General features: G+C 73.6%; 4 protein-coding genes. All 4 read left to right on the forward strand.

Translation table 11 applies throughout. From position 1 onward, the window contains the following. Positions 1–34 precede the first annotated feature (34 nt). From HUT12_RS06245 to HUT12_RS06260, 4 genes are read left to right on the forward strand one after another with little or no spacing between them, the layout of a single operon-like run. Entirely contained in the window at positions 35–1,909 is a 1,875-nt protein-coding gene (locus tag HUT12_RS06245; protein ID WP_176092781.1) for an amino acid adenylation domain-containing protein, read from the forward strand. Then, the gene (locus tag HUT12_RS06250) at positions 1,906–3,687 is read left to right on the forward strand and encodes a carbamoyltransferase C-terminal domain-containing protein (RefSeq protein ID WP_176092782.1); all 1,782 of its coding nucleotides are present in this window, start codon (positions 1,906–1,908) and stop codon (positions 3,685–3,687) included. The genes HUT12_RS06245 and HUT12_RS06250 overlap by 4 nt, the downstream gene beginning before the upstream one ends. Further along, entirely contained in the window at positions 3,684–7,907 is a 4,224-nt protein-coding gene (locus HUT12_RS06255) for a non-ribosomal peptide synthetase (RefSeq protein ID WP_176092783.1), read from the forward strand. The genes HUT12_RS06250 and HUT12_RS06255 overlap by 4 nt, the downstream gene beginning before the upstream one ends. Next, positions 7,894–14,514 (forward strand): non-ribosomal peptide synthetase, encoded by a 6,621-nt coding sequence (locus tag HUT12_RS06260; protein ID WP_176092784.1) that lies wholly within the window; start codon positions 7,894–7,896, stop codon positions 14,512–14,514. The genes HUT12_RS06255 and HUT12_RS06260 overlap by 14 nt, the downstream gene beginning before the upstream one ends. Positions 14,515–14,531: the final 17 nt, after the last annotated feature.

A 14,531-nucleotide genomic window follows, 5' to 3' on the forward strand; every position in this document is an offset into this window, starting at 1 on the left:
CGCTGGGGCGAATGCGTCGGTCAATGTCGAGACGGTGGCGGCCAGTCTGCTGGTGCTCGCGCACGCCGGTGCCGCGCCGACCGTCACCGGTGAGCTGACCGACCCGGCGACCGGGCGGTCGGTGACCGTGTCGGCGCCGTGGCGCGCCCGCCGGTCCGTCCTCGAAGCACTCGTTGGAAAGCAGATCGCGCAGATCGGCAGCGACACCGCGATCCGGGTCGACCACGGCGACGGGCCGCACATCCTGGTCACCGGAGCGGACCTCACACCCTCGGCCGACGCGGCGCTGCTGGCCGGGCGCGTCGACCGGGTCCTCGCCACGGCGGACGACGTACCGGTCGGGGCCATCGACCTCTGCGGCGAGGAGGACCTGCGGATCGTCGCCGCCGCCCACCGTCCGGGCCGCGCCCCCGGCGACAGCGTGCCGGCCCTCGTCCGCGCCCAGGCGCTCGCGCACCCGACGGCCATCGCGATCGAGGACGCCGGCCGCAGCGTCACCTACACCGACCTCGTCGCGGCGGCCGACCGGTACGCGGGCGTCCTGCGTACGGCGGGCGTGGCCCCCGGCGACGTGGTCGCGGTCGGGCTGCCCCGCCGGGCCGAGCTGGTGGTCACCCTGCTGGCCGTCTGGTCGCTGAGGGCCGCGTTCCTGCCGGTCGACCCGAAGCATCCGCAGGCTCGGCTGGAGACCCTGCTCGACACCGCGGACGCGCGGTTCGCCGTGCTGGCCGATCCGCAGCCGACCCGCCCGGACTGCCGGGTCGTGGCGCCACCGGTCGGTGACCCGCTCCCGGCTGCGGCCCCGCTTCCCGCCGGCGACCCGCCGACCGGCGACGACCTCGCGTACGCGATGTCGACCTCCGGCTCGACCGGTCGGCCCAAGGTGGTCGGGGTGTCGCACGCGGCGCTGGCGCACTGCGTCGTCACCTTCGCCGACCTGCTGGCCCCCGGCACCCCGACGGTGGCCGGCACGACGGCGCTGACCTTCGACATCTCGCTGCTCGAACTCTTCCTGCCGCTGGCGACCGGTGGCCGGCTGCTGCTGGTCGACGACGCGACGCGGCGGGACCCGGCCCGACTGGGCGGGTACCTCTCCGCCGCCCGGCCCGACCTGATCCAGGCCACGCCGTCGGGCTGGCGGCTGATCCTGCCGCACCTCTCGGGCGACCTGGCCGGGCGGACGCTCCTCTGCGGCGGCGAGGCGGTCACCGCCGACCTGGCGGCCCGCCTGGTGGACACCGGTGCCACCGTGTGGAACGTCTACGGCCCGACCGAGGCCACCATCTGGTGCACCGCCCACCGGCTCGGCCCTCCGGTGCCCGACCCGGTGCCGATCGGCGCACCGCTGCCGGGCACCGTCGCCGTCGTCCGGGGCCGGGACGGGCGGCCGGTCCCGGTGGGCCAGGTCGGTGAGCTGCACGTCGGCGGTCCGCAGCTCGCCGTCGGGTACCTCGGCGACCCCGCGCGCACCGCCGTGGTGTTCCGGGACGACGAGTACCGCACCGGTGACCTGTGCGCCTGGCGTCCGGACGGCACGTTGTCGTACCACGGGCGCGCCGACAACCAGGTCAAGATCCGGGGACACCGGATCGAGCTCGAAGAGATCGAGACGTACGCCGAGCGCCATCCGGCGGTGATCCAGGCGGCGGCGGTGGTCGTCACCGCGGCCGAGGACGACCAGCGGCTCGTGCTGTACGTGCGGACCGGCGGGGACGGTCCGGCCGTCACCGACACGGCGCTCCGCGAGCACCTGGCGGCGTCGCTGCCCACCGCGTTGCTGCCGCAACGGATCGTCGCGCTACCGGAGCTGCCCCTCACGCCCAGCCAGAAGGTCGACCGGCGGGCGTTGCGGGAGGCGGCGACGGCACACATCCACCGTCGGGCCGGCTCCGAGGAGACGCCATCATGAAGGTTCTGGGCATCAGCGGGCTGCACAACAGCGTCGACTTCAAACGCCGCGAGCTGCCGGACCTCAGTGCCCGCGAGTACCGGGTGGTGCAGGGCCTGGACTCGGCGGCGGCACTCGTGGTGGACGGTGTGGTGCGGGCCGCGGCGGCCGAGGAGCGGTACACCGCCGAGAAGGCGACCGGCAGCTTCCCGGCGCACGCGATCCGCGACGCGCTCCGGCGTACCGGCGTCACCCCCGACGAGATCGACGTCGTCGCACACGGTTTCGCCCACCGGTCCGCCGACCTGGACCTGTCCGACCCCTACCTGGCGGCCCGTTACGCCGAGGTCTACGACCCCGACGTGCAGCTGACCTGGCTGCGGCGGGAGTTCCCGAGCGTGGACTGGGCCGCCAAGCTGGTGCCGGTCCCGCACCACCTCGCCCACGCCGCGAGCGCCTACTACCCCAGCGGGTACGACGAGGCGCTGGTCCTGGTCGCGGACGGGATGGGGGAGACGGAGAGCCTGACCGTGGCGGCCGGCACCGGCGGCAAGCTGGAGGTCCTGCACCGCATTCCCGCGCTGCACTCGATCGGCACGCTCTACGGCGTCTTCACCATGTACCTCGGCTTCGACATGATGATGGACGAGTACAAGGTGATGGGCCTGGCCGCCTTCGGGGACCGGCGGGTCCACTACGCCGAGATGTCGAAGCTGGTCAAGCTGCTCGACGGCGGCACGTTCACGGTGTCCGCGCTCGCCGCCGACCGGAACCTGCGGGAGCGGGAGACGCACCGGGGCGTGCTGGCCCTGCTCGCCGAGCGCTTCGGCCCGCCCCGCCAGCCGGGTACGCCGATCGAGCAGCGGCACCGGGACGTCGCCGCCGCCCTCCAGGCGGTGGTGGAACTCTGCCTGGTGCACGTGCTGCGGCACTTCCGGCGCGAGACCGGGCTGCGGGACCTGTGCTACGCCGGTGGTGTCGCCCTGAACTGCTCCGCCAACGGGGTGATCGCCCGCAGTCGACTCTTCGAGCGCATCTTCATCCCGCCGGGCGCGGGCGACGACGGCTCGGCTGTCGGCGCGGCCCTCTACGTGCAGGCCCAGCAGGAGCCGTCGACGCGGATCCCGGCGATGTCCATGCCGTACTGGGGCACCTCCTACACCGACGAGGAGATCGGCGCGGCCGTCGGGAGCCGGACCGACGTGGTGGTGCGGCACGTACCGGAGCGGGCGCGGCTGCTCGCCGAGACCGCCGAGGCGCTGGAGGCCGGCGAGGTCGTCTCGTGGTTCCAGGGCGGGATGGAGTTCGGCCCCCGGGCGCTGGGCAACCGCAGCATCCTCGCCGATCCCCGCGAGGCGCGGATGCGCGACCACATCAACGCGTTGATCAAGCGCCGGGAGGACTTCCGTCCGTTCGCGCCGGTGGTCACCGAAGAGGCGGCGTCCACGTACTTCGAGATCGAGCCGGGGGACGAGGAGCGCTTCCGGCACATGCTGTTCACCACCCGCACCAGGTCGGAACACCGGGACTCGCTGGGCGCGGTCACCCACTTCGACGGCACCGCCCGGGTGCAGGTCGTCACCCGCGAGGGCAACCCGCTGCTCTGGGAGCTGCTCACGGCGTTCGCCGACCGCACCGGCATCCCGGTCCTGCTGAACACCTCCTTCAACCTGCGCGGACAGCCCATCGTGCGGACCCCGGAGATCGCCGTCGACACGCTGCTGCGCGGCGGCCTGTCCCGCCTGGTCATCGGGGCGTACACGGTCACGCCGCCGGATGCCGGCGGGGACCGGCCATGACCGTCGAGGTCAGCCGGGACCCGCTGGTGGCCGCGACGCTGGCCGCCGACGACGAGGTGATGCCCGGCCTGTCGTTCCGTCGTGGTGAGGTCACCCGAGCGCTCGCCGTCGGCGAGGCGGACCTGACCGCCCTCGCCGACGACCTCGGCACCACGACGGCGGCGGTGCTGACCGCCGCGACGCAGGCCCTGGTGGCCGGCGACCGGGGCCGGACGGCCGCGACGACGGCGGTGGTCGGCGTGATCGTCGCCGACGCCACCGACGGCGTCTCCCTGCGCGCGGTGCACTGCGCGGTCGAACCGGAGCTGCCGCTGCGGCGGCTGGCCGAGCGCGCCGCCACGGCGCTGCCGGCGGCGCGTCCGGCGGGCGACGGCGAGGTACGGATCGCCGTGGTCCCGCTCGGCGCGCTCGGCGGCGGACTCGACCCCGGTAATGTGGCCGCCCTCGAACACGAGATCGTCTGGTGCGACGCCGTCCTGGAGGTCACCGCCCGCGACGGCGGGCTGGTGGTGCGCTGCGACCACGACGAGGACCGGTACGGCCCGGTGAGCGTCGCCGCCCACCTGGACCGTCTCGACGGGATCCTGACCGCATTGGTGGCCGGCACCGGACAGCTGCCGGGCGCGGGTGCGGCGGACGCCGTGGCGGCGGCCGTGGAGAGCCTGCCCGCCGGTGAGCCGATCGAGCCCGCCACCCCGACCGAGCGACTGCTCGCCGCCGTCTGGGCCGACGTCCTGCACCTGGACCGGGTCGGCGCCGACGACAACTTCTTCGCCCTCGGCGGGCACTCCCTGCTGGCCGCCAAGGTCGTCGCCCGGACGGCGGCCGAGCGCGGGGTGGCCCTCACCGTGGACCAGCTCTTCGCCCATCCGGTCCTCACCGACTTCGCCGCGCTGGTCGACGCCGGTGAGCCGGCGCCCGCGCTGCCCGCCCTCACCTCGCACGGCGGCGAGCCGGTGGTGTCGTTCGGGCAGGAACGGTTGTGGTATCTGGACCGGCTGCGGGACGGCTCGGCCCTCTACAACGTCCCGGTGCTGGTGCGGCTGACCGGCACGGTCGACCCCGGACGGCTCCACGACGCCGTCCGGGCGGTGGTGGCCGCCCATCCGGCGCTCCGGACGGCGCTGGTGACCGTCGACGGTCGTCCGGTCGCCCGCACCGCCGACCGTACGGAGATCGACTGGACCGTGTCGGACGCCCGCGCCGGAGGTGAGCGGGAGGGGCGACGACTGGCCGCCGCCGGTGTCGCCCGCCCCTTCGACCTGTCACAGGCACCGCTGCTGCGGGGCGGAGTGGTCCGGGTCGCCGACGACGAGTGGCTGCTCTGGCTCTCCGTCCACCACGCCGCCTGCGACGGCTGGTCGCTGGACATCCTGCTCGCCGAGATCCTCACCGGCCGGCCCTCGGGTAAGGAAGGGCCCCCTGCTAACGCCTCGTGTCGTACAGGGGACCCCTCCTTGCTCGCGCCGACGTACGCCGACTTCGCCGCCTGGCAGCGCGAGGTCCTCACCCCGCAGGTGATCGCCGACGAGGTCGCCTGGTGGCGGCAGCGGCTGGCCGGGGCACCGCGCCTGCTGGAACTGCCGGCCGACCGCCGTCGCCCGCCGGTCGCGAGTCACGCCGGTGCGACTCTGCGGCAGCGCCTGCACCCCTCGACGGTGTCGGCGCTGCGGGCCGCCGCGAGGACCCACTCGGTCACCGTCTTCGACCTGCTGATGACCGCGTACCTGCTGCTGGTCGGCCGCTGGTCGGGCCGGACCGACGTGGTGGTGGCGACCCCGGCCGCCGGGCGTCCGCTGCCCGAACTCGACGACCTGGTCGGGTTCTTCGTCAACACCGTCGTGCTCCGGGCCGACCTGGGTGGCACACCCACCTTCGTGGAACTGGTCGAGCGGGTACGCGCCGTCTCGGCCGCCGCCCAGGCCCACCAGCAGATCCCGTTCGCGTCGCTGGTGGACGCGCTCGACCCGGACCGTGACCAGAGCCGGGCCCCGCTCGCACAGGTGGCCTTCGGGATGAACCAGCACGCCCGGGGCCGCTGGGAGTCCGACGGCCTGGTCGCCGAGCTGGACTCGGTGGACACCGGCACCGCGAAGTTCGACCTCACCCTGGCGGTGGTCGACACCGGCGGCCCGGACCTCGGCGTCGAGGTCGAGTACGCGACCGACCTCTTCGACGAGTCGACCGCCGACCGTTTCGCCACCCAGTGGACGGTGCTGCTGGAGCGGCTGCTCGCCGACGTCGACGCCCCGGTCACGTCGGTGTCCGCGCTGCCCGCCGAGGAGGAGCGGCGGCTCCTGGACTGGGCCGGGCAGCCCCGCGACTACCCCGCCGAGTCGACCGTGGACGCGCTGGTGGCCGGGTGGGCCCGGACGTCACCGGACGCGGTGGCGGTGGTGGACGGCGAGATGTCGCTGTCGTACGGGTCGCTGGTGGCCCGGGCCGACGCGGTGGCGGCGCGGTTGACCGGACTGGGGGTGGGTCGGGGTTCCCTGGTGGGTCTCTGTTGTCGGCGGTCGGCCGATCTCGTGGTGGGGATGTTGGGGGTGTTGCGGGCCGGTGGCGCGTACGTGCCGTTGGACCCGGACTATCCGCCGCAGCGGTTGGCTTTCATGCTGGCCGACACGGCCGCGCGGGTGGTGGTCGGGCATCGGGATCTGCTCGACCAACTCCCGCTCGGCGACCGGCACGCCGTCACCCTGCCCGAGGCGACCGGTGCGGTGACCCCGACCGGTGCCGCCCCGGACCGGTCGGCGTGCGGCGGGGACGACGCCGCCTACGTCATCTACACCTCCGGCTCGACCGGCGACCCGAAGGGCGTGGTGGTGCCGCATCGCGGCATCACCCGCCTGGTGGGTGGAGCCGACTACGTCGAGCTGACCCCACGGACCGTCCTCGCCCAGCTCGCCAACGCCAGCTTCGACGCCATCACCTTCGAGGTGTGGGGCGCGCTCGCCAACGGCGGGCAGGTGGTGATCGTGCCCACCGAGACGGTGCTCTCCCCGCCGGGCCTCGCCGCCCTGCTGCGTACCCGGGCGGTGACCACGGTCTTCATCACCACCGCGTTGTTCAACGCCACCGTCAACACGGTGCCCGACGCCTTCGCCGGGGTGGACCAGCTCTACTTCGGCGGCGAGAGCCTCGACCCGGGGACGGTGGGCCGGGTCGTCGAGGGCGGACAGGGTCCGGCGCGGCTGCACAACATCTACGGCCCGACCGAGGTGACCACCTTCGCCACCTACACCCGTTTGACGGCGCGACCCACCAGCACCGGAGGCATCGGTACGGCGATCGCGAACACCTGGGCGTACGTGGTGGACGACGCGGGTCGCCTGGCCGGCGTCGGCATCCCCGGCGAACTGTGGCTGGGCGGCCCGGGAGTGGCCTGGGGGTACTGGGACCGGTCGGGGCTGACCGCCGACCGGTTCGTACCGGACGGCTTCTCCGGCGTGCCGGGTGCCCGGCTGTACCGGACCGGCGACGTGGTGTTCCGCCGGCCGGACGGGTCGCTGGAGTTCGTCGGCCGCGCCGACCACCAGGTGAAGGTCCGGGGTTTCCGGGTCGAGCTGGGCGAGGTCGAGTCGGCGCTGCTGGGGTATCCGGCGGTGGCGTCGGCGGTGGTGGTCGCGGCGCGGTCGGAGGGCGCGCCGGTACGCCTGGTCGGCTACGTGGAGCCGGTGGCGGGTGCCCCGGTCAGCGTGGCGGAGCTGCGGGAGTTCCTGGCCGAACGGCTGCCGGAGCACGCGGTGCCGTCGGCGTTCGTGGTGATGGACACGCTTCCGCTGACTCCGAACGGCAAGATCGACCGGGCGGCGCTGCCCGACCCGGACACCGACCAACGGGCCGACCAGGCCGCCTTCCGGGCGCCGGCCGACCCGCTCGAACAGATCATCGCCGAGGTCTGGGGCGAGGTGCTCGACGTCGCCGGGATCGGTCTCGACGACAACTTCTTCGGCCTCGGCGGGCACTCCCTGCACGCGGTGCAGGTCTGTGGCCGACTGGAACGCACGCTGCGTACCCCGGTCTCCGTGCGCCACCTCGTCGAACAACCCACCGTCGTCGACCTGGCCCGACGCCTGCGCGCCGAGGGACCCGACGCCGGCCGGCTCGACCGGATCGCCGCCGTCGTCATGCAGGTCCGCCGACTCAGCCCCACCGAACGCGCCGCACGACTCGGCACCGCGTCCGCAACGAAGGAGAACACTGGTGACGACCACTGATTCCGCCGGGTCGCTGGGGCCGACCGAGGACGACCTCATCGACCACCTGCTCGCGCAGGCGGGGATCACCGACACCGCCGCCCGTCCGGTCATCGCCGCGACCGGTGCGCCGACGGTGCTGTCGCCGGGCCAGGAACGCCTCTGGTTCCTCGACCGGTGGCGGCCGGGACTGCCGCTCTACAACGTGCCGGTCGCCTTCGCGCTGACCGGCGCGGTGGACCCCGACGCGCTGGGCGCCGCGGTGCAGCTCCTGGTCGACCGGCACGAGTCGCTGCGGACCGCCATCGACACCGAGCAGGGGCGGCCCCGGCTGCTCCGGGCCGAGGCGGGTACGCCGGTGTCGTGGCGCGTCGACGACCTGCGCGCCGCCGGGACGGGAGCCGAGGCGGCGGCGCGGGACGCGGCGCGTGCCGCCGTCGCCGAACCCTTCGACCTGTCGCGGGCACCACTGCTGCGCGCCGGGCTGATCCGGCACGCCGACGACGGGTGGCTGCTCTGGCTGTCGATCCACCACGTCGCCTGCGACGGGCAGTCGCTGGAGATCCTGCTCGGCGAACTCGCCGAGGCGTACCGGGCGCTGGTCGCCGGCACCCGCCCGCCGGCCCGGGACCGGTCCCTCGGCTACGGCGACTTCGCCGCCTGGCAGCGGGACCAGCTCACCGGTGACCGCCTGTCCGACGGCGTCGAGTGGTGGCGGCAGCAGCTCGACGACCTGCCGCCGGTGCTGGAACTGCCCGCCGACCGGGTCCGCCGCCCGGTGCAGAGCTACGCCGGGCACACCCGGCACGCCGAGCTGGCGCCCGACGTGGCCGACGCCGTCCGGGCACTGGCCCGGCAGCGCTCCAGCACCGTCTTCGACGTCCTCTTCGCCAGCTTCGCCCTGCTGCTCGGGCGCTGGTCGCGCCGCACCGACGTGGTGGTGGCCACGCCGGTCGCCGGTCGGCCGGTGCCGGAGGTGGACGACCTGGTCGGGTTCTTCGTCAACACCCTCGCGCTGCGGGTGGACACCTCCGGCGCACCGACCTTCGCCGACCTGGTCGGTCGGGTCCGGGCCGCCTCGGCCGACGCCCAGGACCACCAGGACGTGCCGTTCGCGGCCCTGGTGGAGGCGCTCGCGCCGGAACGGGAGCTGGCCTGGTCGCCGCTGGTGCAGGTGCAGTTCGTGCTGCAACGCCAGGACCCCACCGGATGGCGGCTCGGCGACGGCGTGAACGCCGCCCCGGTCGGCATCGACACCGGCACCGCCAAGTTCGACGTCACCCTGCTGGTCTACGACACCGGCGCCGACGGCATGCGGGTGGAGCTGGAGTACGCCACCGACCTCTTCGACGCCTCCACCATGGACCGCTTCGCCGCGCAGTGGTTCACGCTGGTGCAGCGGTTGGTCGCCGACGCGGACCGGTCCGTCGCCGAGGTCTGCGGCCTGCCGGAGCAGGAGCGCGACACGATCGAGGGCTGGTCGGGCATCACCCGGACCTTCCCCGTCGACGCGCCCATCGGCGACCTGGTCGCCCGGCACGCGCAGCAGCGCCCCGACCACGTCGCGGTGCTCGACGGCGAGACCCGCACCACGTACGCGGACCTGCTGGCCGCCGCCGACGCGGTGGCCGCCACCCTGCGCCGGGCCGGTGTCGGTCGGGGCGACATGGTGGGGGTGTGCTGCCGCCGCTCGACCGACCTGGTCGTCGGGATGCTCGGTGCGCTGCGGGCGGGGGCGGCCTACGTGCCGCTGGACCCCAACTACCCGGCCGACCGGCTCGACTTCATCGTGCGCGACAGCGGCCTGCGGGTCGTGGTGGCCCAGAGCGACGCGATCCCGGCCGACCTGACGCTGCCCGAGGACGTCCGCACCGTGGCGATCGAGCAGGCGGTACGCGTCGACACCGCCGACGCCCCGGACCTCGTCCCACCGGCGGTCGACGACCCCGCGTACCTCATCTACACCTCCGGATCGACCGGGCTGCCGAAGGCGGTCATGGTCTCGCACCGCAACGTGCTGCGGCTGTTCGCGGCCACCGAGGAGCAGTTCCACTTCGGCCCGCAGGACGTGTTCAGCCTCTTCCACTCCGCCTCGTTCGACGTCTCCGTCTTCGAGGCGTGGGGCGCGCTGACCCACGGCGCCACGCTGGCGGTGGTGCGCTACTGGGAGAGCCGCGACCCGGAGGCGTTCTACGAGTTGGTGGAGCGCGCCGGAGTCACCGTGCTCAGCCAGACGCCGGGGGCGTTCCGGCAGTTCGAGGCCGTCGACGAGCGGCGTCGGGCGGACCTGGCCGTCCGGGTGGTCATCTTCGCGGGCGAGGCGCTGGACCCCGACGCGGTGCGTCGCTGGTGGACCCGGCACCCGGAGACCAGCCCCGAGATGGTCAACATGTACGGCATCACCGAGACCACGGTGCACACCACGTACTGCCTGCTCACCGCCGATCTGCTGGCCGAGCGGCACAGCCCGATCGGGCGGCAGGTGGCCGACCTGAGCCTGCACGTGCTGGACGAGTACGGCCGTCCCGCCCCGATCGGCGTACCCGGTGAGCTCTATGTCGGCGGTGACGGCGTGGCGCACGGCTACTGGCGTCGGCCGGAGCTGACCGCGCAGCGTTTCGTCGCCGACCCGGTGGTCCCGGGCGGACGGCGCTACCGCAGCGGCGACCTGGCGACCTGGCGTCCCGACGGCACGCTGGAGTACCTGGGCCGCCTCGACCACCAGGTCAAGATCCGGGGCTTCCGGATCGAACCGGCCGAGGTCGAGGCCGCGCTGCTGGCCCACCCCGCGGTGAGCGCCTGCCTGGTGATCGCGCACGGCGAGGCGGGCACCGAACGTCGGCTCGTCGCCTACCTGGTCGCCGACGGCGACCTGACCGTTCCCGAGGTGCACGAGTTCCTCGAACCGACGCTGCCCAGCCACATGATCCCGTCGGTGGTGACGGTGCTCGACGCCTTCCCGCTGACCGCCAACGGCAAGATCGACCGGCGACGGCTGCCGGAGCCCGGCGTCGACCGCCCGGCGCTGGCCCGGGCGTACGTGGCGCCCCGCAACGAGACCGAGCAGGCTCTCGCCGAGATCTGGGCGACCGTGCTGGAACTCGACCAGGTCAGCGTCGAGGACAACTTCTTCCACCTCGGCGGCGACTCGATCCGCAGCGTCCAGGTGATCGGCCTGGCCCGCGCCAAGGGGCTCGACTTCTCGTTGCAGCAACTGTTCCAGCGCACCACCATCGCCGCGCTGGCCGGTGAGGTCACCACCGCGCAGGCGCCCGCCGCCGAGCGGCGGCCCTTCGCGCTGATCTCCGAGGCGGACCGGGAGCGGCTGCCCGAGGACGCGGTGGACGCGTACCCGATGGCGGTGCTCCAGGCCGGGATGATCTTCCACATGGAGGCCGACGAGGGACGTCGGCTGTACCAGAACGTCGACAGCTTCCACGTCCGCGCGCCGTTCGACGAGGCGTTGATCCGGCGGGCCGTCGGGCAGATCGTCGACCGGCACGACATCCTGCGGACCTCGTTCCACCTCAGCGAGTACAGCGAGATGCTCCAGGTGGTGCACCGCGAGGCGGACCTGCCGATCGAGGTGTACGACGTCCGCGAGCTGGACGAGCAGGAGCAGGACCGCCGCATCGTCGAGGTGATCGAGGGGCTGCGCGAGGTCCCGTTCGACCTGGCCCGGCCGCCGCTGTGGCGCTTCGTCTTCCACTGGCGCAGCGCGGAGTCCTTCGAGTGGACCCTGGTCGAGCACCACGCCATCCTCGACGGCTGGAGCCTGCACTCCTCGATCACCGAGATCCTGCAGCGCTATATGGAACTGATGCGCGACCCGTCGAGCAGCGCCGATCCGAAGCCCGCCTCGACCTACCGCGAGTTCGTCGAGGCCGAGCGGGAGGCGCTCGCCTCGACGGAGGAGCGGGAGTTCTGGTCGGCGCGGGTCCGGCAGGCCAACCGCCTCCGGCTGCCGCGCTGGCCGCAGGGCGCCGAGGTGGAGCCGCTGCCGGAGCCGGAGCCCGCCGCGGACGAGCAGCCGCTGCTGGAGTGGGAACTGCCGCCGGGACACTCCGACTTCTACCGCTGGCTGGAGACGAAGATCCCGGACGACCTCTGTGCCGGGTTGGAGCGGGTGGCCGCCGGTGTCGGCGTACCGCTGAAGAGCGTGCTGCTCGCCGCGCACATGCGGGTGCTGGCCCACCTGACCGGCAGCCGTGAGGTGTCCACCGGGATGGCCTTCAACGGCCGCCTGGAGGTGCTCGACGGCACCGAGTCGCGGGGCCTGTTCCTCAACTCGTTGCCGGTCACCGCGACCGTGGCCGGTGGCACCTGGGCGGACCTGATCCGGGCGATGCTCGACGAGGAGAACGAGCTGCTGCCGCACCGCCGCTTCCCGATGGCGGAGATCCAGCGCCTGGCCGGCGGGGAGTCGCTCTACGAGTCGCACTTCGTCTACAACCACTTCCACGTCATGCGGGGCCTGGCCGACCGGGACGTCCGGATCGTCGATCCGAAGATCAACTCCTTCACCACCATGCGGGTCGAGCCGACCAACTACCCGTTCGTCTGCGGCTTCCTACGTGACCCGGGCGCCAGCGGGCTGCTGATGGGGCTCGACTACCACACCACCGAGTTCTCGCCGGAGCAGATCCGGCGCGTACGCGGCTACTACCTGGCCGCGCTGCGCTCCATCGCGGCCGACCCGGACCGCTCGTTGGTCGAGGTGGACCTCACCTCGCCCGCCGAACGCGCCCAGGTCGACGGGTGGAACCGGACCGGGCGGGAGCAGTCCCCGGAGCTGACCGTGGACGCGCTGGTGGCCGGCTGGGCGCAGGCGACGCCGGATGCCGTCGCGGTGGTCGACGGCGAGGTGTCGGTGTCGTACGCGTCGCTGCTGGCCCGCGCGGACGCGCTGGCGGCGCGCTTGACGGAGTCCGGCGTGGGCCGGGGTTCGTTGGTCGGCCTGTGCTGCCGGCGCTCCGCCGACCTCGTGGTGGGGATGCTCGGCGTGCTGCGGGCCGGTGGCGCGTACGTGCCGCTGGACCCGGACTACCCGGCGCAGCGGTTGGAGTTCATGCTGACCGACACCGACGTGCGGGTGGTGGTGGGGCACCGGGACCTGCTCGACCAGCTCCCGCTGACCGGCCGCGAGACCGTCGACATCACCGACGTGCCGCCGCTGCCCGACGGCCGGGGGACGCCGACCGTGGCCGGCACCGTCACCGAGGACGCCGCGTCGCTCATCTACACCTCCGGTTCGACCGGTCGGCCCAAGGGCGCGGTCGTGCCGCACCGTGGCATCGTCCGCCTGGTCCGCGACACCGACCTGATCCGGCCCGAGGAACTGCGCGCCGTCGGCCAGGTCTCCAACGCCTCCTTCGACCCGCTGCTGTTCGAGGTCTGGGGGCCGCTGCTCAACGGCGGCCGGGTGGTGGTGGTCCCCACCGACGTGGCGCTCTCGCCGCCGCGCTTCGTCGAACTGCTGCGCCGGGAGAACGTCAGCGCCGTCGCGATCGTCACCGCGTTGTTCAACTCCACGGTCAACGAGATCCCGGACGCCTTCACCACGCTCCAGCAGGTCTACATCGGCGGTGAGCGGATCAACCTCGGCGCGATCGACGCCGCGGTGCGGGCGGGCGGTGCCCGGATGAACAACATCTACGGCCCGACCGAGGTCACCAGCATCTCGACCTGCAACCCGCTGCCCGAGGTCCCGGCCAGCTCCGGCGCGATCGGTGCGGCGATCACCAACACCACCACGTACGTGGTGGACGAGTGGGGCCGTCCGGTCGGCGTGGGGGTTCCCGGCGAGCTGTGGCTGGGCGGCCCCGGTGTCGCCTGGTGCTACTGGAACCGGCCGGGGCTGACCGCCGACCGGTTCGTGCCGGACGCCTTCTCCGGTGTGCCCGGTGCCCGGCTCTACCGGACCGGGGACGTGGTCTCCTGGCGTGCCGACGGGACGTTGGAGTTCGTCGGCCGCGCCGACCACCAGGTCAAGGTCCGGGGTTTCCGGGTCGAGCTGGGTGAGGTCGAGGCGGTGCTGGTGGCGCACCCGACGGTGGCCTCCGGGGTGGTGCTGGCGCTGCGGTCCGGCACCGGCCCGGTGCGCCTGGTCGGCTACGTCGAGCCGGCGGCCGGCACGTCCGTGGACGTGGCCGGGCTGCGCGCGTTCATGGCCGAGCGCCTGCCGGAGTACGAGGTGCCGTCCGCGTTCGTGGTGATGGGCACGCTGCCGCTCACCCCGAACGGGAAGATCGACCGGGCGGTGCTGCCGGAGCCCGACCCCGAGCGGCCGGAGGCCGCAGGTGCGCACGTTGCCCCGCGCGACGCCCTGGAACGGGAGGTCGCCGCCGTCTGGGCCGACATCCTCGGCGTCGAGCGGGTCGGCATCGGCGACAACTTCTTCGCCCTCGGCGGGCACTCGCTCCAGGCCGTGCAGGTGGCGTTCCGCATCCGCACCACGTTCGGGGTGGACCTGGAACTGCGCCGGATCCTCGAAGCGCCGTACGTCGAGGACCTGGCCAAGGCCATCAACGAGGCGCTCGGCGAACAGGACGACCTCCTCGCCGAGGCGCTGGAGAGCGTCGAGTCGATGTCCGACGAGGACGTCCGGGCGCTCCTGGCGAACTCCTAGCCGGCCACCGACGGCCC

It is taken from the genome of Verrucosispora sp. NA02020 (genome assembly GCF_013364215.1).
Taxonomy (GTDB): Bacteria; Actinomycetota; Actinomycetes; order Mycobacteriales; family Micromonosporaceae; genus Micromonospora.